We start from the raw sequence: 23,488 nt of genomic DNA, 5'->3' as shown, positions 1-23,488 counted from the left end.
GTTTGCTTATATTTTAATATACACATCTCTATAAGTTATACCACCATCTACATCTTCAAAATACAATGTATTACCATCAAAATGAACTTCACTAGTTACAGTTTCTCCATCAAAGGTCGTAGAATAAAAGCCATTCCCAACATTTTCCCAGGTACCATTAGTAGTTCCTTCTATTTGACAATCATCATTTGTATCTAGTTCGTAAAAAGTTGACATAAAATCCCCATTTTCAAAAACTTGAAATGTTGACTGAGTTTCACAATCTTCTAAAACAATTTCTGTTCCATCTTCAAAGTATTTGTAATATTGCCAAGTTGCAATAAACGGGTCTTGGGTTATTGAATCTCCATTATCATCATCATTTCCACAAGAAAAAAGTATAAGTGAAAATAGGCTAAATACTAAGGTTAATTTTTTCATTATTTACAAATTATAAGATTAATTTAAAACAAACATATATCTTTTATTAGTAATTGTAAGTATTAATACTTTATATATTTAGTTTTTTATTAACTAGAAACATTCAATTAACTGTGCTTGATATACTTATATCTTTTTGTTAAATAGTAAATTAAAAACGTCGTGATTTGCGTTAGGGATGGAGGCATTTGTTGAAGCTCTTTTATTTGCCTTAAAGCAAATTAAAAGCGACTGCCGAGAGCGCGACCCTTGGGTAACGCCCAAAATTATTTTATATACTGAGTTTCTATAAAATAATTTACAATGGCTTCTTTCATTAAAATACTTTGTTCTCCTGCTTTTAAGTGTGGTAATGTTTCTTTTGCTTTATAGTGTGGCCAACCGTCTTTATCAACAAAATCAAACTCGTAGTAACCATATGGCGTTAGTAGTTTGCAAATTGCTATATGCATAAGGTCTAATTTGTGGTCTTTTTTAAATTTACGCTCTAATTGTCCTAATTCTTGTACGCCAATTAAGTATATAATTGCGTCCAAATCTAAGGTGTCTCCATCTGCAAATTGGGCTGATAGTTTGGTTACTACTTCGTCCCAACGTTGTTTTAGTTCTTCGTCTCTTGCCATAATAATTTTAAAGTCGCAAAGTTAATTTATATTTGTCTAAAATCTAACTTTATGGCTTTAATTGATATTGTTTTAGGTGCTTTGCTTTTATTTGGTTTAGTACGTGGTTTATTTAAGGGACTTTTTGTTGAGCTTGCCTCTATTGTTGCCTTAATTGCTGGTGTTTATGGTGCAATCCATTTTAGTTATTTTGTTGCTGAATTTTTAATGGATAAAACATCATGGAACGAGAAAACAATTAATACCGTTGCTTTTGCAATTACATTTGTAATTATAATTTTGGTGATTAGTTTGGCAGGAAAAGCATTGACTAAATTGGCAGATTTTGCGTCTTTAGGAATTTTAAATAAGCTTTTAGGTGCTGCTTTTGGTGTTTTAAAAGTGGGTTTGATTTTAAGTGTTCTTCTTATTGTTTTTGATAAAATGAATAACGCCATCCCCTTTGTTGAGGATGACGATATTGAAGATTCTATTTTATATGCTCCTGTTAAGTCATTGGCTCCTATGGTTTTTCCGACGATAATTAAATCTGACGAAGACAATAGCAATCCAATTATTGATCCTTCTGAACCTACTAACGATAGTGACGTTTAATTAAACAACGTTTTTTACATTTGACTTTACCCAATTTAAACACGTATTAAAGTCCTTGAATATGTGTTGATTTGGTATTAAATCTGGAACAATATCTATACGCTCCATCATGTATCGTGGTTGCTTTGCAAGGTCTACAAATAGCACATCAATATTTCGTCTTTTTAAGTCTAGTAAAACATCTTCCATTGCGTATAAACCAGATTGATCTATATATGGCATACGTCCTAACCTAATCACAACTTTTTTAGCTGTTGGTGGTATTTGCTTTGCTAACTGCTGGAAGTCTGAGGTTGATCCAAAAAATAGTGGTCCTTTGATGTGTTTTATAAAAAATTCTTCTTTTAAATCTGATGGAAAATCGCCTTCATCGTCCCAAGCTTCTTCTTTTAATGGTTTTACATCTGAATGTTGAGCTGTTAAATCACCTATTTTTTTCATAAAAAACAATGATGCTATAACTAAACCAATACCTACTGCAAAAATTAAATCCCATACACTAGCTAATATTAAAACAATAAACATGATTAATACTTCTGAGCTAATTTTGATAGGACCAATTTTGATGTCTTTAGGCATAGCTGCTATTGCTTTTAGACCTTTATAATCCATTACACCAATACCTACAGTTATTAATATTCCAGCTAATACTGCTGCTGGTATTTTGGAAGCTATTGGACCTAAAGCTAACAGTATAAATAATAACATAACACCTGCTATCATACCTGATAATTTAGTACGTCCTCCTGCATTAATATTAACAACGGTTCTAATGGTAGCTCCTGCTCCTGGAATACCTCCAAAAATTGATGCTATACTATTACCTATACCTTGACCTATTAATTCTTTATTAGGATTATGGTTTGTTTTAGTCATATTATCTGCTACAACACTTGTTAATAACGAGTCTATTGCACCTAACATTGCTAATGTTAATGCTGTGAATATATATGGTGAAATACTACTAAAGCTAAATCCTGTTATTATCTCAAAGTTTGGAATTGGTAAACCTGAAGGTATTTCTTCTATTGGCTTGTAACCTAAACCGAAGCCATAAGCAACTCCTGACACGACTACTAATGCAACTAATGCACTTGGTATTTTAGTTGTGATTTTTTTAAAACCATACACAATAAATATTGTTGATAATGCTAATGCTAACTCTAACCAATTTATATTTTGAAGTGCTCTTGGTAAGACTTTTAAAGTACCCAAAACTCCAGACGATTTAGCTTTGGCAATAGTTTTGGCTTCTTTATCAATACTAGCTGTTGTAATTGCTTCTGCCTTAACTATGGTTTGTTTAAAGTCATCTATTACTAAAGTCCTTTTACTAGCATCTTCATTTAAATAATTTTGAAGTATAACTTCTTCTGCTTCTGCATTAAATTGGTTTACATATGCTGTATCTTCTTTTGGATAATAACCAATTGATGGTAAAATTTGAGTTACTAAAATAATGACTCCTATAGCTGTCATAAACCCTGAAACTACTGGGTATGGTATATACTTTATGTATTTACCAAAACCTAAAACACCTAATCCTACTTGCACTAAACCTGCTAATAAGAAAACGGATAAAATATAAGGTAATGCTTTAGTGACATCACCATCATTAGTTGCTATAATACCTGCAATAACAACCATACTTACAGCTGTCATTGGTGCAGTTGGACCAGAAATTTGTGTTGCTGTACCACCAAAAAGTGCAGCAAAAAAGCTTATAAAAATGGCTCCATATAAACCTGCACTAGGTCCTAAACCTGAGGATACTCCAAATGCTAAAGCTAGTGGTAGTGCCACAATACCAGCTGTTATACCTCCAAAAGCATCTCCTTTTATATTACTAAATAAACGTTTCATTAATTTATATTATTAGATTGGTTTTTACAATGTACTACTTTTTTAGCATAAAAAAAGCCGACAATAAGCTATCGGCTTTAATTTACACTATAATAATGTTGCCTTTTAAAAATTTACGAAGGCTATTATATTTATTTGGTCTCGGCTTGAGGTTTCAAAAAACTGATTCATGTAACCTAATTCTAAACGTAGTTGTTTAGAAAACTGATATCCTAAACCACCATATAATCTGTTACGATCAAATATAGAGGTTTTTGTGTTTAAAAAAATCTCGTTATAAGCTGAAAGGTATAAAGGATTATTACCATCTGGTTTATTTTGAAGCGGAACTTTTAATCCTAAAAAATACCTGAAACGCATTTTAAAATCTTCTTCTACAAAACGTTGCTCGAAACGATAACGATGGCTTAAACCTATGCTACCTATTTTTTGTTTTGTAGTAAATTGCTGAAAAATACGATGCTCGTTTACTGATACTTTTTTGTCTGTATCTCCAACATAGTTTTCTGACAAAATGTAACCATAACCTAATAGTAGATTATTATTGTTTTCGGTTAAATTATATCCTAAACCTGTTCTTAACAACAATTGTTCTAGATCTCCTACAGCATCATAGTTTCTGTATTGGACTTCATTATGGATATTCCATCCGTTTTTTAACTGCTTACTACCTATATATATTAACCAATTTCCTAAATTACTTTCTTGACTTAGACCGTAAAAAGGCAACACTAACATAAATGTTAGTGTTGCTAAAATGGTTTTTGTTTTGAATTTAAATATATGCATTACTATAAAGTCTATTAATAAAACTCGACAGCTCCTGTATTAATATCATACATTGCTCCAACTATTTTAATTTCACCGTTTTTTTCCATTTCACTTAAAATTGGACTTTCTGCGTGAATTCTGTCAATTGTTAATTGTACGTTTTTCTTAGAGACTTCATCAACAAATGCTAAATTTTTAGAATTACGTTGACTCTCATCTTTAGGCTCTGTAACAGCATTTACAGCAGGATTAATCTTCTCGATTAACTTAGTTAAGTTACCCATTTCTGCATGATCACATGCTCCTTTTATTGCACCACAGCTGGTATGTCCTAATACAACAACTAGCTTTGTTCCTGCTAATTTACAACCAAACTCCATACTACCTAAAATGTCTTCGTTTACAAAATTACCTGCAATACGTACACTAAAAATATCTCCTAATCCTTGATCAAACACTAACTCGGCAGACACACGTGAGTCTATACAACTTAAAATAGTTGCAAACGGGAATTGTCCTTCACTAGTATCGTTTACTTGTTCTAGTAAATTACGGTTAGCTTTTAAATTACTTTGAAATCTTTGATTTCCTTCTTTTAAAAATTGTAATGACTTTTCAGGAGTCATTGTAGCCTGTGTTTCTTTAGTATGTGCTTTCATCAATTTGTGTGTTTTTAATTTTTAGTAAGTTATGATGTTATTGGTCTTAGTTTAAAAAACTCTATAAAACTATCTGGGTTTTCAACAACACCACGTTCTGAAATGATTTGAATATCAATATTTCTTTCTTTTGCTTTAAATGCAAAATCTTCTAAGATTTCAATAATATCATTATCTAGATATCTGGTTTTTCTAACATCAATTTCAAGATATGTATCTATTGGTAACGCTTCCAATTCTTTTAAAATAGCTCCTTTATTAAAAAAAGTAACCTCTTCTGCTAATGTCATCTTAATTGTATGTTTACCATCGCTTTTATCTTCGATATTTAAGAAATGTGAGTTTTGATAGCTTTTAATTAAAATAACTGCAATACCAACTAATAATCCTAAACCGATTCCCCATAATAGATCAATAAATACAATACCTAATACTGTAACAACAAATGGTATAAATTGCTTCCAACCCATATCATACATTTTTTTAAACAATCCTGGTTTTGCTAACTTGTAACCTACTATTAATAATACAGATGCCAAAACTGATAATGGTATCATGTTAAGCAATCTTGGAATTAATATTACCGAAATTAATAATAAAAAACCATGAATAATAGCAGATAACTTACTGCGTCCTCCTGATTGTATATTTGCCGAACTACGCACAATTACTTGAGTAATAGGTAAACCTCCTATTAAACCAGAAATAATATTACCTGTACCTTGGGCTAATAATTCGCGATTAGTAGGTGTTACATTTTTATGTGGATCTATCTTATCTGTTGCCTCTACACACAATAACGTTTCTAAACTTGCTACTAATGCTATAGTAAAAGCTACTAACCATACTTTTGGATTTGTAATAGCAGAAAAATTAGGAAAACTAAATTGCCCTATAAATGAAGCTGCATCCTCAGGTACTGGAACACTAACTAAATGAGAAGGATTTATAGCTAAACTTGAACCTTGAGTTACTACATAAAATACGATACCTAAAACAACCGCAACTAAAGGACCTTGTATTATTTGAAAAATTTTACCTTTTTTAGACAATACTCTGTCCCATAATAGCAAAATAGCTAAACCAATAAGACCAATTACCATGGATCCCATTGTGATATTATCTGTGATATTCAATATTGCCGAGAATGTATTTTCTCCAGAAGTTTCTAAAAAACTATCTGCTCCTTCTGGCTCTGCATCGTACCCAAAAAAGTGAGGGATTTGTTTTAATATAATTATAATACCAATACCTGTCAGCATCCCTTTAATAACAGATGAAGGGAAGTAATATCCAATAATACCAGCTTTTAAGACTCCAAATACAATTTGAATAACTCCTCCTAAAACAACTGCTACTAAAAAGTTTTGGTAACCACCTAAACTACCTATTGCAGTTAAAACAATTGCTGCTAATCCAGCAGCAGGACCACTAACACCAATTTTAGAGCCACTTAAGGCCCCAACTACTATACCTCCTATTATTCCAGCTATTAACCCTGAAAAAAGTGGCGCACCACTGGCTAAAGCAATACCTAAACATAATGGTAATGCTACAAAAAATACGACAATACTTGCAGGTAAGTCATTTTTTAATGTTTTAAACATATCTAAATTCATTTTTACCATTAAGAACTTGCTTAATGGATATTTTAATAATTAATTAAATAGACTCTAAAAAAAAGTCTAGTGGATCTGTAATTACTAAATGAATTCGGGAGGTGGAGATATTAAATTTAGGTGAGGTTTTGGATAACTCTTAGAAAAATACTCTAGTATATTATCATCATCTGAATGTTCTGATAAACTATCTTCTAAATCTTGCACTATAAAAATCAAGCTAACATTTTTATTTTCTTCCTCTTCTTCTGACAAGCTATAAAACTCGGACATGTCTACAGAATCATCTATAGCGACAATTATTGATGGCGCTGTAATTAAGCCCACAAACAATAATATAAAAAATATGGAAATTAGCTTTTTATGCATTTTTCTTGTTGATAAAAACAAATATAATGCTAAAGCTTCACTTAAACGTTAAGGATTATTTAAAAATTATTCAACAATTTAATATCTGTTGCTATAATCCATCCTACTTTACCGTCTGCAATTTGAATTTTTTTCCAGTTATTAATAGTATCTAAAACTTGCACTTTAGTACCTTCATGTAATACAAAAGCTTTGTCACCACCTAGGTTTGGCTCTGATTTTACTTCACTTTCTTGAGCAAAAACTATTGCTGGATTATCTTTTTTATCTAAAGCTTGTTTTTGAAATGCTAAACTTAAACTTGTTAATGATAAAAACAAAAAGACAACACTTAAAGTAAAGGACAGCCTTTTAAAACTAGTACTAAAAGTAAAGTAGTACACTAAAAATAAAATCACAAAAGCTATCATTAACACTACTGCTAATCTTGCCCAACTATCAAAAGTCAATAGGTTTGTTATTTTATTAAAAAATCTTGACAAACCAATTTTAGGCACAGGCTGTATAGCATCAACAGTCATTTTTTTAGCATAAACGATGTTGTTTAAAACCTCTTGGTCATTAGGGTTTAACTGTAAGGCTTTTTCATAATAATAAATACTTGGAGCAATGTTATTAAGTTTATAGTGCGCATTAGCTAGGTTATAGTAGACCTCAGCTGCATGTTGCTTACTGTCTAATATAGATTGATACTTAGTTATAGCTTCTTTATAATTACCGTCGGTATATAATGCATTGGCTTGTTCAAAAACAGATTGATTTTGAGCAACTAAGCTTCCGAAGAAAAAAAGAAATATGTAAATTATATGTTTCATTTTAAGGGTTTCCGCTTAAGCGGAAATAAAACAGGTTATTTAATTTGCTTGTCTATTAAGTTTATTGTCGTAGCAGACTTTTGATAATCTTGCTGCATTGTCACTGTTGTTATAGGTGTATAACGTGCAAGGTTACAGTTTTCTAAAATCGCTTCAAAGTCTTTGATAACATGATCTTCTACTCCTTTTTCTGTTAACAAACTTGTTATTTTTTCTGTACTTAAATCCGAAGTCTGTATGGACAGCCTTCCTTTTAAGTAATTATGTAATGCTTTTTCAAGCGCAATGTAAAAGGCTTCTTTTTGACCTAATGCTTTTTTAGCTTCGGTTAAATACTTTTTAGCTAATCTATCTGCTTTACGTTTACGGTTACCTGTAACATCTGCTAGTCTTTCTTCACGCTTTCTTCTGTAGACTAATGCTAACGGAATTGCTAACAATGGTCCTACTAAACTTGTCCAGAATATAGGTGAATTTAAAAAAGTTTGATTTTTTTTATTTTGAAAATTAGCCTTCGTTTTTATAAAAGCAAACTGATCTTCATTTAAAGTAACTGCTTGTTTTCCTGTACTAGAAACTGGTAAGTTATTATCATCTTCTGCATAAACAGGACCTTCAATAACATTTATAACAATATCCTCTGAGGTTATTTGTTTATATGTTTCGGTTTTTAAATCAAAATATGAAAAGCTTACAGATGGTATTGGAAATTTACCTTTGTATTGAGGTATAATTGTATAACTATCTGATATTGAACCTTGCATACCACCAGAATACGTTCTAACATTTTCTTGGTGTTCTGGCTCATAAACCTCCAATGTACTTGGTGTCTTTAATTTAGGTAACTCAAATAATTTTAAATTTCCTTTTCCTGAGACTAATATTTTAGCCTGTAAAGACTCGGTTGCATTTAAACTATTTTTGGATGCAGTTACATTAAATTTAAAATCTCCAACTGCTCCTGTAAAATTATCTGGTTTACCATTTTCGGGTAATGCTTTTACGTCTACAGTTCTGGTACTGGCACTTATAGTTCTGTGAGCTTGAGTTGTTATTCTATTACCAAAAATGTCACGTCTATTGGTTGGTACTTCAAGGGTAATATCAAGACTAATAGGCTCAATGGTTAATTTACCAGTTTTTTGAGGGTATAAAACGGTTTTTCTTAAAGTTACAAATCTATAATCTTCACCTTTATAGGTTCCGTTTTTAATTTTTACACCTTTATCGTCTAAACTTTGGCTCCAAAAACCATCAAATTTAGGACTCTCAATTTCGCGATAATTACTAATACCTGTTCTTGGTGCGACATACAATTTGTAAACAACAGTAATAGGTTCGTTTAAATAAGGGCTACTTTTAGAAACCTCTGTTACAAGATGAATATTTTCTTGAAGTATGTAATCAGGATCATTTGGATCTTCAGGTTTTTCTTGTGCTTTTGTTACTTTAACTGTTATTGGTTTTGTTGTGTAAGCCACACCATCAACTTCTATTTTAGCTGTATTAATGGTGAAAGTCCCCATTTTTTTTGGTGCTAAAAAATAGCTGTATATTTTGGTAAATCTACGTTGCTTACCATCCCAATAATTACTAACGGATTGGTTTGGTCCACCTACAACAACAAAGTCTGAAAAACTTGGAGGCACAAAATTATCTCCATCTTTATTCATTTGAAAATCGACACGTAACCGCTCGTTTAATGCCAAACGTTTTTTACTAACTTTAGCTTGAAACGAAACTGTATCACTATCCTGTGCGACTACAAGTGTTGTCGAGCAGGTCAAAAAAACAACTAATATGTATTGTAATAATTTCATATAATTTTGCAAATATAGGGATTTACTTACCAATCCTTATCAGTCTCTTGCTTTGCACCTTTAACTTTTTGGGCGTTAATTTTTTCTTGAACCTTTTGTTCTTGATTATTCATAGCTTCTAACAAATTTTTAATTTGTTGAGGCGACATTTGTCCTGGTTGTGGTTGTTTTTGCTGATCTTTTTGATCGCCTTCTTTTGGATCTTGTTTCTTATCATCTTTAGGATCTCCTTCTTTATCTTCATCTTTATCACCTTCCTTTTTATCTTGCTCTCCTTGATCTTTTTGATCTTTATCTTCCTGCTCCTTTTCGTTATTTTCTTTTTGATCCTTATCCTTGTTCTCGTCTTTATCCTTGTTATTTTCTCCGTCTTTATCGTCCTCTTGAGGCTCGTCATCTTCCTGATTTTTAGCACACTCTTTTGCTATTGCAAAGTTGTATCTAGTCTCATCATCTGTAGGCATACTTCTTAAAGCATTTTTATAGGCTTCAACTGCTTCTTTACATTTTTTTTCTTCCATTAAAATGTTACCAATATTATGGAAGGCTCTATGTTTTTCTTGTTTAGTTACAGCATTTTTAGCTGCTTGTTGATGTCTATATAAAGCCTCTTCAAAATTACCTTTTTTAAAATATTGATGTCCCAAATTATAAGCTCCAACTGCTTGTTTTGGCTGTAAAGACAATGCTTTACGATATTCCATTTCGGCTTCAACAAAAGCATCATTATTAGCCAAGTCATTTGCATCAGCAACATAACTTTGTGCTTTTAACTCCTGCTTTAAAGCTGCTTTTTGTTCTGCTGTTATCTCATCAGCATCTTGAGCTATTGTAGTAATAGATAACAGTAATATTATAAAGGTAAAAATATGTTTCATTTAAATTTATTAACTCGTAAATATACTAAAGACTTAAAAGTGTTGATGTTAAGGGTTTTATAAATTCTCGTTAAATAGGTTTAATTTTTTTAGCCAAGCTGTTTTTCTTTCTAATAAGAAAATATCGATAAAAAATAACAGTATTGCTAAACCTAAAAACCATTGAAATTGATCTTTAAAATCTGCAATTTGTTGTGCTTCAAATTCTTTTTTATCCATTTTATTTAAAAGGTCTTTAACTTGTTTTACAACCTTATCTGTTATGGCTCCATTAATGTAAGTACCGTTAGCTTGACTAGCAATATCTTTAAGAGTTTGCTCGTTTAGTTTAGTAATAACGGTTTCGCCTTGTTTGTCTTTTTTATAACCTAACAATGTACCTTTACGCCTTAATGGTATTGGACCACCTTTAGCATTTCCTACACCAATTGTAAAAATCTTAATCCCTTCTTTACTTGCTTCTTCAGCAACCGTTATGGCGTCTTCGCTATGGTCTTCACCATCAGAAATAATCATTAACACACGATTAGTCTGTTGGTCATCATCATAATACGTTTTAGCTAAATTTATAGCTTCGTTAATGGCTGTTCCTTGAGAGGATAACATGTCTGTATTCATGTTTTGTAAAAACATTTTTCCAGCTGCATAGTCTGTTGTAATTGGTAACTGCGGAAATGCTTTTCCTGCGTAAGCAATAATACCTACACGATCACTACCTAAATTATCCATTATTTTGGATACCAATTGCTTTGCTTTTTCAAGTCTACTAGGTTTAATATCTTCTGCCAACATACTTTTAGAAACGTCCACAGCAAATACAATATCAACACCTTCGCGTTTTATGGTTTCTAATTTAGTCCCTACTTTTGGATTGACCAAAGCTATGCTTAAACTAGCAAAAGCTAAGCAGATTACGACTAACTTTAATACCGATTTAAACAAAGACTGTTCTGGGCTTAAACGTTTTAATAATCCTTTATTAGCAAACTTTTTTTGTGTGCGTTTTTTCCAATACTGAAGCAACAAAAAGAAGACAACTAAAACTGGTACTACCAGTAGCGTCCAAAACCATATTTTTTCTTCTATTTGAAACATTTATTTTTATTTTTATTTTTTTCGCTTTCGCGGAAATTAAGCCAGTTACACAAAACTTTTAAATAGTGTTACTCTAACAATAAACTCTAATAACAATAATGCTGCAGCTATCCAGACAAATGGTCTAAAATGCTCTTCATAGGTTGTAAATTTAGTTTCGTCAATTTCTGTTTTTTCAAGCTTATTAATTTCAGCATAAATTTGTTCTAGCTTTTGGTTATTGGTAGCTCTAAAATATTTTCCTCCAGTAACCTTTGCAATGTCTTTAAGCAGATCTTCATCAATTTCTACTTGTACTCTGTCATATTGAAATCTTCCGTTAGGTAAAATTGCAATTGGTGACATTGCCATACCATTAGTACCTAATCCAATGGTGTATACTTTTATATCAAACTCAACTGCCAACTCACTAGCAATTTTAGGGTTTAAAACACCAGAATTATTAACACCATCGGTTAATAAAATAATAACTTTACTTTTAGCTTTGCTATCTTTTAAGCGGTTAACAGATGTTGCTAATCCCATACCAATTGCTGTACCACCTTCTATAATTGTATTATATTTTATATCGTCTAAAGATCTTAATACAATAGATTTATCGCTTGTTATAGGTGTTTTTGTATAACTTTCTCCTGCGTATTCCACAAGTCCAATCCTATCATTTGGACGTCCTTTTATAAATTTACCAGCTACGTTTTTTAAAGCCTCTAAACGGTTAGGCTTTAAGTCTTTTGCCAACATACTTGCAGAAACATCTATTGCCATAACAATATCAATACCTCTAGTTGTTTTTGTTTTTGTGTTAGTCTCTGATGTACGTGGTCTTGCTAAAGCAGTAATTAAAAAACCAAGAGCTAGCAAACGTAAAGCAAATAGTATATGCTTAAGTTTTGGCAATATTGAATTGGTAATTTTAAAGCCTTTTAAGCTGGACATTTTTAATTGAGCAGTCTGTTGTTTATGTTTTAAGACATACCAAACAATAGCTAATGGTAACGCCAATAGCAACCAGAAAAATATCTTATTTTCAAATGTTATAGTATCTAGCATTATTTTTCTTTTTGAATAAGTTCTACAGAATCCAAAATACGCTCAACCACCTGATCTAAATAAATATCGTCTTTTAAATAGGTAATCACAATTTGCTGCATGACTTGCTTATTAGCAAAACTTAATATTACAAACTGACCATTTACGTAATCTTCTTTATCGTCATCAATTGAATACTCTAAAGTCCCTGTGGTTTTAACACCTTCAGCTTCATTTGGTGTTTTAAACTTGTCTTTATTAGATATAATGTTTCTTCCTCCTTGAGCTTCAATTACCTTAAGATTAGCTTCAATTGCTTGCAGTAAATTATCTTCAGCAGATGGAGCGTTTTCGTCTGTTGGTGACTTAATAAAAGTAGTTGTTACGGTTTCTATTGTAAATTTGTTTTCTAATTCAAATCCAAACGAAGACACTTTAATTTTGTCTTTAAGCTCATCAGGAATAGGTGTTTCTTCTCTTTTTAAAACCTCTGGAGTTGACAATGTTATTGGAGGAAAACCATAATCACTATCCACCCAACTACCTTCTAACAATTGTTTAGTATCTTTTTGAAATATGGTATCTACAACATAAGTAAATCCATATCTGTAACTAAAGGCTGCAAAAGTTAGTCCTAACATAAAAACAATAGCTGCAATGGTTACCCAAACTTTTTGTCTGAAGTCCTTACGCTCTTGTTTCTTTTTGTATTCTAAATCTAAAAGTTTTTCTTCTTCAGTTGGTTCTGGTAATGCTTCTTTAACCTGATCTATTTCTTGATCTATAACTGTTCTATCAATTTTAGCCAACTCAACATCTGGAGCAGACTTAGCAAACTTTACTAAATCGGCACGTTTTAAAACAGTTTCAAGTTTTTTAATATCTTCTTTCGATAATTCTATTTGACTTCCGTCACTAAGCACTTCCAATCTAGTAATAAGTTGATCGGTTGTACTTTCCAACGCTTTGTCATATACTTTTTCGTCTAAATACCTACGTATTGCAAAGGTTAACTCTGAATAATAATCTTTATAATTATTTTGAATTAAGTAATTACTTTCGTCTAATTTTTGAAGTGCTAATTTTGCTCTGTCATAAGGTGGTAATAACGCAATTTGTTCTTCTTCTGTTAATGGTTTTTTTCGCCAAACAAACCAGTATATTAAAAACCCTACTAATGCTGCTATGGCTAAACCTACCAAAACATAAATCCACCAATTACTTGCTGGCTTCTCTACTGCAATCATTGGCTTAATATCATACAGGTTTTGTTTTGTAGTATCTACTTGAATTTCATTTACAGTAACCAAAAGCGAGTCTGTCATGTATTGCTTTCCTGCAATAATAACCTTTTGCTTAGGTATTGTGTACTGACCAGAATCAAACTGTGTTAATCCATATTTTTTGATTAACTTATATTTAGCATCTTGCTTAGTGGTGTCTGTTTTATAAGCCTCAATCATTTCTAAAGGCATAAAACTTTGACCTACCGGAAATATCACACTATTTGCTGTGTCTGTTTCTACCTCTATTTTATAAGTAACTTGTGCACCAATTTTTATTGAAGTAGAATCTATTGAAGTTTTAACTTGACCAAAAGAACTTGTAGGTAAAAACAGAATTGCAATCGCTACAAGACAAAACCCTATAGTTTTGATTGATGTTACTGTTTTGTAATGTATTTCTTTTTTCACTTTTTACTAATTAATTAACCTCTTGTTTTAAAATAACCTAGTAATTTTTTAACGTAACTTTCGTCTGTTCTGCAAGCTACGCTTCCTGCACCTGATTTAGCAAAACTATCTTTAAAATAGTCTACTTTTTGGCTGTAATATTTAGCGTAATTTTTTCGGACGGTTTTAGAGTTGGTGTTAACTAACATCAATTCTCCTGACTCTTCATCTTCCATTTGTACCATTCCTAGATTTGGAATAGCTTCTTCATGTTTGTCAAAAATCCTGATACCAGTTATATCATGTTTACCAGCTGCTATTTTTAAAGTTTGCTTATAATCATCTGCGATAAAATCACTCATGATAAACACAATAGCTTTCTTTTTCATGACGTTTCTTAAAAACTTCAAAGCCTGTGCAATATTGGTTTGCTTGCTTTTTGGTTGAAACTCGATTAACTCTCTAATAATTCTAAGTACATGAGATCGCCCTTTTTTAGGAGGAATAAACAGCTCTATATCATCAGAAAATAAAATCAATCCTATTTTGTCATTATTTTGTGTTGCAGAAAACGCTAAGGTTGCTGCTATTTCGGTAATAATTTCATTTTTAAATTGATTTTGTGTACCAAATAACTCGGATCCTGATACGTCAGCCATTATCATCATGGTTAACTCACGTTCTTCTTCAAAAACCTTAACATGTGGCTGGTTGGTTCGTGCTGTTACGTTCCAATCAATATTTCTAACATCATCACCAAAATGGTATTGTCTTACTTCAGAAAAAGTCATACCACGACCTTTAAAGGTAGAATGGTATTCTCCTCCAAAAATATGATCAGACAAACGACGTGTCTTAATCTCGATTTTACGTACTTTTTTTAGTAATTCTTTAGTATCCATTTATTATGTAAATAGTTTTCTGTCGTTGTTAACAATTTAACGACACATTAATTTAAGTAAGTCTATTGGGCAATTGCTTTTTATAGACTGAAACTATTTATGGTACTTCAACAACATTAACAATTTTACTAATGATGTCTTCAGAGGTTACGTTTTCGGCTTCAGCCTCATAAGTAATACCAATTCTGTGACGTAACACATCGTAAACTACAGCTCTAACATCTTCTGGTATAACATAACCACGACGTTTGATAAATGCATAGCATTTTGCTGCTGTTGCTAAGTTAATACTTCCACGTGGTGACGCTCCAAAAGAAATTAAAGGTTTAAGTTCATCTAATTTGAATCGCTCTGGATAACGTGTTGCAAATATGATATCTAATATATATTTTTCAATTTTTTCATCCATGTACACTTCTCTAACAGCATCTTGTGCTTTAAGTATTTGTGCAACAGACACAACTGGATTAACTTTGTCCCAACTTCCTTTTAAATTAGCACGCATAATTAACTGCTCTTCTTCTTGCTTAGGATAATCTATTACTGTTTTAAGCATAAATCTATCCACTTGGGCTTCTGGTAAAGGATAAGTTCCTTCTTGCTCAACTGGATTTTGTGTTGCCATTACTAAAAATGGCTTATCTAATTTAAAAGTTTCGTCTCCAATAGTTACTTGCTTTTCTTGCATAGCTTCTAATAAAGCAGATTGTACTTTTGCTGGTGCTCTGTTAATCTCATCAGCTAATACAAAATTGGCAAAAATTGGACCTTTTTTAATTGAAAAATCATTCTCTTTCATATTAAAAATTAAAGTACCTACAACATCTGCTGGTAATAAATCTGGTGTAAATTGTATACGACTAAAACTAGCGTCAATAGCTTGTGACAAGGTATTAATTGCTAAAGTCTTTGCAAGACCAGGTACACCTTCTAACAAGATATGTCCTTGTCCCAACAAACCAATCAACAAACGTTCGACCATGTGTTTTTGTCCAACGATAACTTTATTCATCTCTAGCATTAGTAGATCTACAAATGCACTTTCTTTTTCAATTTTTTCGTTAATTGATTTAATATCAATAGTACCTGTTTGTTCCATTATCTGTTATTTTTTAAGAAAAAAAACTATTATTTAAATTCAAGTGGTGCAAATTGTTAATTTTTTTATTGCAAACGTGTTAATAATTGGTTAAAAATAGGGTGTTTGTTGGACTTTTAAGAGTAATTTATGTTTTACTTTTATTGAATAAATTTTACTATGACACAAAATAAATACTCTAAAGTAATTGCAGGAACCATGACTTGGGGACAATGGGGAAAACAATTAGACACTAAAGACATGATCAAATTAATGCATCACTGCATTGATAATCAAATAACTACATTTGACCACGCAGATATTTATGGTGATTACACTACGGAAAAAGAATTTGGAAACGCTTTTACAGAAAGTGGTATTGACCGAAATAAAATTGAGCTAATATCTAAATGTGGAATTCAATATTTAGGCAATACAAGATCTGAAAACAAAGTAAAACATTATAATTATAGTAAAGATTATATTATTTGGTCTGTTGAGCAGTCTTTAAGCAATTTAAAAACTGACTATCTGGACTTACTTTTACTACATAGACCTAGCCCTTTAATGGAAGGCGAGATTATTGCTGAAGCTATTTCAACCTTAAAACAACAAGGCAAAATTAAAGAGTTTGGTGTATCAAACTTTACCAACACACAAACAGATTTAATTTCTAAACATGTTACTATTGACGTCAATCAAATTCAGTTTTCGTTAACAGAACATACTGCAATGCATGATGGTAGCTTAGACTATATGCAAACTAACAATATCCAACCAATGTCTTGGTCTCCTTTAGGATCTGTCTTTAAAGAAGATAATGAACAGACCAGACGCATACACAAACAATTAGGTGCTTTATTGCAAAAATACAATGCAACTGAAGATCAATTATTATTAGCTTGGCTATTAAAACATCCTGCTAATATTTTACCTGTTGTCGGAACCACAAACACTGAACGTTTATCTAATGCTTATACTGCTTCAAATATAGACCTAGAATTAGAAGATTGGTTTTTAATATTAGTCGCATGTCAAGGACACAAAGTTCCATAAAAATTAAAATATATGAATACTACAAAAACAGCCTTAATTACAGGAGCAACTAGCGGAATAGGTCGTGCGACAGCACATGTATTTGCCAAACATGGTATTAATCTAATACTTTGTGGTCGCAGACAAGAACGCTTGGATACCATACAAAAAGCACTATCAAAACAGACTAACGTACATAGTTTAAATTTTGATGTTAGCGACAAAAAAGCAGTTGCTAATGCTATAAATACTCTTCCTGAAGACTTTAAACAGATTGACATTTTAATTAACAATGCAGGAAACGCACATGGTTTAGATGCTATTCAAGATGGCAATATAGACGATTGGGACGCTATGATGGATATTAATGTAAAGGGTTTATTATACGTTAGTAAAGCTATTATACCACAAATGACTAAACGCGAATCTGGACACATTATAAATATAGGGTCATCTGCAGGAAAAGAAGTTTACCCAAAAGGCAATGTATATTGCGCAAGTAAGCATGCAGTTGTTGCAATTACAGAAGGTATGCGTATCGATCTTAATCCTTTTGGAATAAAAGTAACCGCAATTAATCCAGGCTTGGTGGAAACCGAATTTTCTAAAGTTAGATTTAAAGGTGATACAAAAGCAGATAACGTATATAAAGGCTATAAAGCTTTACAACCCGAAGATGTAGCTGACGCAATCCACTTTGCGGTATCACGTCCACCACACGTTAATATTGCAGATTTATTAATGTTTTGCACTGCTCAAGCAAGCTCTACAATTGTAAAAAAGGAATAGATGATAGATTGGCTAAAAACAGAATGGCATAACCTAGCAATACATTATTGTGATCAAAACCTATCCAATATATTATGGAAAGAAATTGAAACACATTATACACTAAAAAATAAACACTATCACAATCTAAGCCATCTGTTTGAAATGCTTAAAAATTTAAAACTGTCTAAACCAAAAACCAAAGATTTAGACAGTCTTAAATTTGCTATTTGGTACCATGACATCATCTACAAACCAACCAGAAATGACAACGAAGAAAAAAGCGCACTTTTTGCTAAAAAAAGGCTAAAAAAAATCAATATCGAACAAAAAAGAATTAAAACAGTTCAAAAATTAATTCTTTCAACCAAAAAACATAATATAATTTTAACTCAAAATCAGGATAATGCAATTATTTTAGATTTGGATTTACAGATATTAAGTTCGGATTGGGACACCTACAGTAAATATGTATCCAATATTAGAAAAGAGTATAAAATCTACCCAGATTTCATGTATAATTCAGGAAGAAAAAAAGCACTAACTCACTTTTTAAAAAAAGACACAATTTACTTTACCAAAAACTATATTGACCAACATGAAAATCAAGCTAGACAAAACTTGAAACAAGAATTAGATTTACTGTGAACAAAACCTAAGAATAATTGACCATGATTAACAAACGTCTTTTAATTAAAAACTTACTTGCTCATAATGACGAGAATAGTTTTTATGACAAAAAACGAAAAATTGATATTGGCCAAAAAGAAGGTAAAGCAAAATTTTTAAAACACGTCTGCGCACTATCAAATTCTAACCCAAAAAACAATTCGTTTATAGTTATTGGTGTTGAAGATGAAGACAACAAAATTATTGGTGTTGATTTTTTTGACGATTCAAAAATACAAAACCTTATTAATGCCTATTTAACCAATCCACCCATCGTACAGTACGAGAACATACCTTTCCCACATTTACCTGACCACAAAGTTGTTGGCTTAGTTACCATCAGAGCCAATGAAGGTTTAACCTCATTAAGAAAAAACATTTGGAAATATTATGGTGGCTCAATCTTTTTTAGAGATGGCAGCATGAGCATGCCTAAAATTTTTAAAAGCGAAATAAAAGATGTTAACTCTAAAATAGTTGAAGCTATTGAAAATCACGCACAAAACAACATACAATACACTTTAGATGGCGTTTTTGATTTTATGAATAAACGCCAAGACTACAACCCTAAATATATAGTGTTTAAAGAGTATTTTGTACTATGTTGGTCTGGCGAAAAAAAAGTTGTTAAAAACGAAATATTTTACTCTAGAGTTGACATTGAGTTAGTTAACGAACAAGTGCGATTATTTTTTTCAACACTAGATGAAGTCGCTATAAATTTTACAGAAAATTCATTTACAATAATTGAATATTTAAAACTTGGTCTTCAAAATTCTTATAAATATTATCCTCTTGAAAAAACCATTATAAGTTTTAATGACAATGCTAGCTACAACATAGATTCTACCCTAATTTTTAACCCTCCACAATTTGATAAAAAAATACTTCATCATATTTTTAACGCCAACAATGCGATATTAGAAAAATTAAAAAGAGGAGAAATTTTAAATAATATTGAAAAAAAAGATCTAAACAACCTACCTGATACGTATCTTATATGTTACTTAAATTTATTTCATGAAGCATTGGACTATTTAAAAGAATCCAAACCCTATTTAAAGGCGTTTCCTGAGATTTACCACAAATACAAAGAAGTTATTCGTATTTTAAGAAAGGTAAAATACAATTAACCTTTATTCTCCCGATAAAATTTCGGCATTGAGTAAGGTTTAATAACTTAAAAGCCAATATTTACTCTTGTAAACATTGGCTTTTTTATTTAAATAAAAATATATTATTATTTCCCACCATCCAATTGGTCTTGCCAATCGTTTAATTCTTTCCATAATCCTTTAGCCGCAAGATCTGCTTGCCTTGGCCAAGTACCTGGTTTATGGATCTCAAAACGCTTACCTCCACTATTTAAAACCTCTTGACATTTCTCAACCGAACATGCAGCTAATGCAGCCCAAGTTTTTACGTCATGATTATGAAATAATTCTTTTATTTTTGGACCTATACCTTCAACAACAGTTAAATCGTCTTGTTTAATAGTTTTACCAAAAACCGCTTTTGCTGCTGCTGCATCAAAAACTACACCTGTTTCTATTTTAACTTCTTCTTTTTGAGGTGAAACTGCACCTGCAACAATTGCACCTGCAGCAAATGAAGACACTGTGTTTCCTGCTCCTGATGACCTAGAAACTTTATCTTTACTTGCCTTACAAGCAGCTAAATCTGTTTCTAATTTACTTATTCTGTTTTTGTATACATTAAGGTCAACGTCTTCATTACTATTTCCTCCTCCAAATAATCGACCTAAAAGATAACCTAAGATTGCACATATTACACCAACTAATAAAGGGATTAGCCAACAAGGGATACTACTAAATATATTTAATGATAAATTCATGATTTTAATTTTTGTTAGTTAATAGTTACGACTACACGTCTGTTTTTTGCTCTTCCTTCAGCTGTATTATTATCTGCAATAGGTTGATCTGGACCTTGAGAAGAAGCACTAATTTTATTTGCTGATATACCGTTATTTACCAAATAATCTTTAGCAAACTCAGCTCTATTTTGAGCCAAATTAATATTAGCTGTTCGGCTACCAGTATTATCTGTATGACCAATAGTGTTAATTTGCGCACCATCAATTTTATCTGTATAACGCACCATATCTGCCACCTTTTGACGTTGAGCAGGTGTTAAACTAATAGATGCTTGAGCTGTATCAAAATATAAAACCAAAGGATTAGCCTTGATACTTTCTCCTAATTTAACTATTGCATCTTCTGCACTGTGATCTGCAGCATCTGTAGTTACAACATCATACATTAATGGTCCGTTTAAAACACCATTTACGTCAGGATAAAAAGCATCATCTAATTGACCATAAGTATTTATTGATTTTGAAGACATGCCTTTTGCTACATAATAATTTTTTGCAGCATTAGCTCTAGCTAGTCCTAAGTTAGGAAATGCCGAGTTATTTGTTTCCTCACTTCTGTAATGACCTGTAATGCTTAATGTTTTTGTTGGATTGTCATTAAAATATTTAACCACATCCATTGCTGTAGTATCTACTTTTGCAGACACTGGCTCTAAAATAGAAGCTCCAGAGGTGTTAAAATTTAAATTGTCGTTAATCTTAAAATCTAAACTACCATTAGCATCTTTAATAGTAAATGCGTTCATGGTTGCAGTTTTAAGGTCTGCTTCTACTGACGTGTCATCTGTTTCTGTGACTATTTCTGAAGCACTATTGTTTGCTTCAAGGCAAGGTTTACAACAGAAAAACCAGTACAAAATTGTACCCAGAATAATGGTCAGTAAAATACCTAAAAGATAACCGGTTTTTTTACTCATTATATTAATTGGTTTTAAGTTAATGACTATCAAGTTATTAAAAATTTTAGAATTTTTTAACATTTACAATTAATAAAAGCTTTATTAATTGTAAATAATCGATTAAATCCAATGAAAAATGGTTAAAAACACAAAAGCCACATCATTTAGATGTGGCTTTTATTTCCGCGAAAGCGTTTATTTTTTTATAAATCAAACTTAATACCTTGAGCTAAAGGCAACTCGTCTGAATAATTAACTGTATTGGTTTGACGTCTCATGTACACCTTCCAAGCATCAGATCCAGACTCACGTCCACCACCTGTTTCTTTTTCACCACCAAAAGCACCTCCAATTTCGGCTCCTGAAGTACCAATATTAACATTTGCAATACCACAATCAGAACCTGCAAATGATAAGAATTTTTCAGCTTCTTTCATTTCGTTAGTCATAATTGCAGAAGATAATCCTTGAGCTACACCGTTTTGCATACCTATAGCGTTTTCGACATCTCCAGAGTATTTCATTAAATATAAAATTGGTGCAAATGTTTCAGATTGTACAATTTCAAAATCATTTTTAGCTTCAATTATAGCTGGCTTAACATAGCAACCAGACTCGTAACCTTGACCTTCTAATACACCACCTTCTACTAAAACAGTTCCACCTTCAGCTTTAGCTTTTTCTATAGCTGCTAAATACGTGTTTACTGCATCTTTGTCTATTAATGGACCTATGTGATTTTTTTCGTCTAAAGGATTACCTATAGTTAGCTGCTTATAGGCACCTACAATTGCATCTCTTACTTTATCATAAACCGTTTCATGAATAATTAAACGACGGGTTGACGTACAACGTTGTCCACAAGTTCCTACTGCTCCAAAAACAGCTCCTGGAACAACAACTTTTAAATCTGCTGTTGGTGTGATAATAATAGCATTATTTCCTCCTAATTCTAATAAAGACTTTCCAAAACGCTCTGCTACTGTTGCTCCAACAATACGACCCATTCTAGTAGATCCGGTTGCAGATATTAACGGAATTCTATGATCTGTAGTCATGAATTCTCCAACTTTATAATCTCCATTTATTATTGAAGATATACCTTCTGGCAAGTTGTTTTCTTTTAATACATCTGCTATAATATTTTGACAAGCAACTGCACAAAGTGGCGCTTTTTCTGACCCTTTCCAAACACAAACATCACCACAAACCCAAGCTAAAGCTGTATTCCAAGCCCATACCGCAACAGGAAAGTTAAAGGCAGAAATAATCCCAACAATACCTAAAGAGTGCCATTGCTCACGCATAACGTGACCTGGTCTTTCTGACGGAATGGTTTGACCATTTAATTGCCTAGATAATCCCACTGCAAAATCACAAATGTCAATCATTTCTTGAACCTCTCCGTAACCTTCTTGCAAAGATTTACCCATTTCATAAGACACTAATTTACCTAAAGGCTCTTTTAGCTCTCTTAATTTATTACCAAACTGTCTAACAATTTCACCACGTTGTGGAGCAGGCATGGCTCTGAAACTTAAAAATGCTTCAGATGCTTTAGCAATTACTTTATCATAATCTTCTCTTGTAGTTGTAGACACCTTAGCTATTAGCTGTCCATCGGTTGGAGAGTAGGATGCGATTAAATCTCCACTTCCAAAATTATCAGACCCAGTAGATGTTCCTTGATTTATATCTTTTAACCCTAATTGGTTTAAGGCTTCTTTTATTCCGAAATCGGTAGCAACTGCTTCCATATTTTAATGATTTTTACGAATTATTTAATTTTTAGCTAATATACTAATATTTGTTTGGTTTAAATTATGAGTTAACGATTTAATAAATAGTATTATTCTGATACATTTTTACGTGTTATAATTTAAAAAATAATCTTGTTTTAATGTGTTAATTTTAAATTTAGCTATAACTTTAACACGTACGTTTTTATCAATAAATCAACAACCATTTTAATATAGATTACAGATCTATTTTACTTTATAATTTTTAACTTC

23 protein-coding genes are annotated in these 23,488 nt (G+C 31.7%); 5 read left to right on the top strand and 18 right to left on the bottom strand.

Going from position 1 to position 23,488, the window contains the following annotated elements; genetic code table 11:
• Positions 1-6: 6 nt before the first annotated feature.
• Complete coding sequence (locus ITB9_RS12160; protein WP_028291538.1) at positions 7-420, bottom strand: lipocalin family protein; 414 nt, start codon at positions 418-420, stop codon at positions 7-9.
• A gap of 266 nt (positions 421-686) precedes the next feature.
• Positions 687-1,043 carry a hypothetical protein gene (locus ITB9_RS12155; protein ID WP_028291537.1) on the bottom strand — a complete coding sequence of 119 codons (357 nt, stop codon included), beginning with the start codon at positions 1,041-1,043 and terminating at the stop codon, positions 687-689.
• A 51-nt stretch (positions 1,044-1,094) separates the two neighbouring features.
• On the opposite strand from ITB9_RS12155, the gene ITB9_RS12150 reads away from it, so the two are divergent.
• Positions 1,095-1,637: a CvpA family protein gene (locus tag ITB9_RS12150; RefSeq protein WP_028291536.1), complete on the top strand. Its 543-nt coding sequence runs from the start codon at positions 1,095-1,097 to the stop codon at positions 1,635-1,637.
• Here the strand turns inward: ITB9_RS12150 and ITB9_RS12145 are convergent, their stop codons facing one another.
• The 13 genes from ITB9_RS12145 to ITB9_RS12085 all read right to left on the bottom strand — a co-directional run bounded on the left by ITB9_RS12145 (position 1,638) and on the right by ITB9_RS12085 (position 16,229).
• On the bottom strand, positions 1,638-3,500 hold the full coding sequence (locus ITB9_RS12145; RefSeq protein ID WP_054852446.1) for a SulP family inorganic anion transporter: 1,863 nt from the start codon (positions 3,498-3,500) through the stop codon (positions 1,638-1,640).
• 105 nt (positions 3,501-3,605) lie between these two features.
• Complete coding sequence (locus tag ITB9_RS12140) at positions 3,606-4,289, bottom strand: DUF2490 domain-containing protein (protein WP_054852445.1); 684 nt, start codon at positions 4,287-4,289, stop codon at positions 3,606-3,608.
• Positions 4,290-4,303: 14 nt separating this feature from the next.
• The gene (locus tag ITB9_RS12135; RefSeq protein ID WP_028291533.1) at positions 4,304-4,930 is read right to left on the bottom strand and encodes a carbonic anhydrase family protein; all 627 of its coding nucleotides are present in this window, start codon (positions 4,928-4,930) and stop codon (positions 4,304-4,306) included.
• Positions 4,931-4,959: 29 nt separating this feature from the next.
• Positions 4,960-6,537, bottom strand: a complete 1,578-nt coding sequence (locus ITB9_RS12130; protein WP_054852501.1) for a SulP family inorganic anion transporter — start codon at positions 6,535-6,537, stop codon at positions 4,960-4,962.
• 96 nt (positions 6,538-6,633) lie between these two features.
• Entirely contained in the window at positions 6,634-6,918 is a 285-nt protein-coding gene (locus tag ITB9_RS12125; protein WP_028291531.1) for a hypothetical protein, read from the bottom strand.
• A gap of 59 nt (positions 6,919-6,977) precedes the next feature.
• Entirely contained in the window at positions 6,978-7,733 is a 756-nt protein-coding gene (locus ITB9_RS12120; RefSeq protein ID WP_054852444.1) for a tetratricopeptide repeat protein, read from the bottom strand.
• 35 nt (positions 7,734-7,768) lie between these two features.
• Positions 7,769-9,553 (bottom strand): BatD family protein, encoded by a 1,785-nt coding sequence (locus tag ITB9_RS12115; RefSeq protein WP_054852443.1) that lies wholly within the window; start codon positions 9,551-9,553, stop codon positions 7,769-7,771.
• 26 nt (positions 9,554-9,579) lie between these two features.
• Positions 9,580-10,431, bottom strand: a complete 852-nt coding sequence (locus ITB9_RS12110) for a hypothetical protein (RefSeq protein WP_028607740.1) — start codon at positions 10,429-10,431, stop codon at positions 9,580-9,582.
• Between the two features lie 57 nt (positions 10,432-10,488).
• Positions 10,489-11,526 carry a VWA domain-containing protein gene (locus tag ITB9_RS12105; protein ID WP_028291527.1) on the bottom strand — a complete coding sequence of 346 codons (1,038 nt, stop codon included), beginning with the start codon at positions 11,524-11,526 and terminating at the stop codon, positions 10,489-10,491.
• 45 nt (positions 11,527-11,571) lie between these two features.
• Complete coding sequence (locus ITB9_RS12100; RefSeq protein WP_028291526.1) at positions 11,572-12,576, bottom strand: VWA domain-containing protein; 1,005 nt, start codon at positions 12,574-12,576, stop codon at positions 11,572-11,574.
• A complete protein-coding gene (locus tag ITB9_RS12095; protein ID WP_054852442.1) occupies positions 12,576-14,249 on the bottom strand; it encodes a hypothetical protein in 1,674 nt (557 codons plus the stop codon). Before ITB9_RS12095 ends, ITB9_RS12100 begins: the two co-directional genes overlap by 1 nt.
• Before the next feature lie 14 nt (positions 14,250-14,263).
• Entirely contained in the window at positions 14,264-15,130 is an 867-nt protein-coding gene (locus ITB9_RS12090) for a DUF58 domain-containing protein (RefSeq protein ID WP_054852441.1), read from the bottom strand.
• Positions 15,131-15,227: 97 nt separating this feature from the next.
• Positions 15,228-16,229, bottom strand: a complete 1,002-nt coding sequence (locus tag ITB9_RS12085; protein ID WP_028291523.1) for a MoxR family ATPase — start codon at positions 16,227-16,229, stop codon at positions 15,228-15,230.
• A gap of 159 nt (positions 16,230-16,388) precedes the next feature.
• On the opposite strand from ITB9_RS12085, the gene ITB9_RS12080 reads away from it, so the two are divergent.
• From ITB9_RS12080 to ITB9_RS12065, 4 genes are read left to right on the top strand one after another with little or no spacing between them, the layout of a single operon-like run.
• The gene (locus ITB9_RS12080; RefSeq protein WP_054852440.1) at positions 16,389-17,264 is read left to right on the top strand and encodes an aldo/keto reductase family oxidoreductase; all 876 of its coding nucleotides are present in this window, start codon (positions 16,389-16,391) and stop codon (positions 17,262-17,264) included.
• Between the two features lie 12 nt (positions 17,265-17,276).
• Positions 17,277-18,032: an SDR family NAD(P)-dependent oxidoreductase gene (locus ITB9_RS12075; protein ID WP_054852439.1), complete on the top strand. Its 756-nt coding sequence runs from the start codon at positions 17,277-17,279 to the stop codon at positions 18,030-18,032.
• Positions 18,033-18,659: a hypothetical protein gene (locus ITB9_RS12070; RefSeq protein WP_054852438.1), complete on the top strand. Its 627-nt coding sequence runs from the start codon at positions 18,033-18,035 to the stop codon at positions 18,657-18,659.
• 23 nt (positions 18,660-18,682) lie between these two features.
• Complete coding sequence (locus ITB9_RS12065) at positions 18,683-19,813, top strand: ATP-binding protein (RefSeq protein ID WP_054852437.1); 1,131 nt, start codon at positions 18,683-18,685, stop codon at positions 19,811-19,813.
• Positions 19,814-19,920: 107 nt separating this feature from the next.
• Here the strand turns inward: ITB9_RS12065 and ITB9_RS12060 are convergent, their stop codons facing one another.
• From ITB9_RS12060 to ITB9_RS12050, 3 genes are all read right to left on the bottom strand, one after another.
• Entirely contained in the window at positions 19,921-20,535 is a 615-nt protein-coding gene (locus ITB9_RS12060) for a hypothetical protein (RefSeq protein WP_054852436.1), read from the bottom strand.
• Between the two features lie 14 nt (positions 20,536-20,549).
• Positions 20,550-21,494, bottom strand: a complete 945-nt coding sequence (locus ITB9_RS12055) for an OmpA family protein (RefSeq protein WP_054852500.1) — start codon at positions 21,492-21,494, stop codon at positions 20,550-20,552.
• Positions 21,495-21,679: 185 nt separating this feature from the next.
• Positions 21,680-23,233, bottom strand: coding sequence for an aldehyde dehydrogenase family protein (locus ITB9_RS12050; protein ID WP_054852435.1), 1,554 nt, complete (start codon positions 23,231-23,233; stop codon positions 21,680-21,682).
• Between the last annotated feature and the right edge of the window lie 255 nt (positions 23,234-23,488).

The organism is Olleya sp. ITB9 (assembly GCF_001315805.1).
Classification (GTDB): Bacteria; Bacteroidota; Bacteroidia; order Flavobacteriales; family Flavobacteriaceae; genus Olleya; species Olleya sediminilitoris.
The sequence above is the reverse complement of the archived record's forward strand: the minus strand, read 5'-3'. Positions and strand labels throughout refer to the sequence as shown.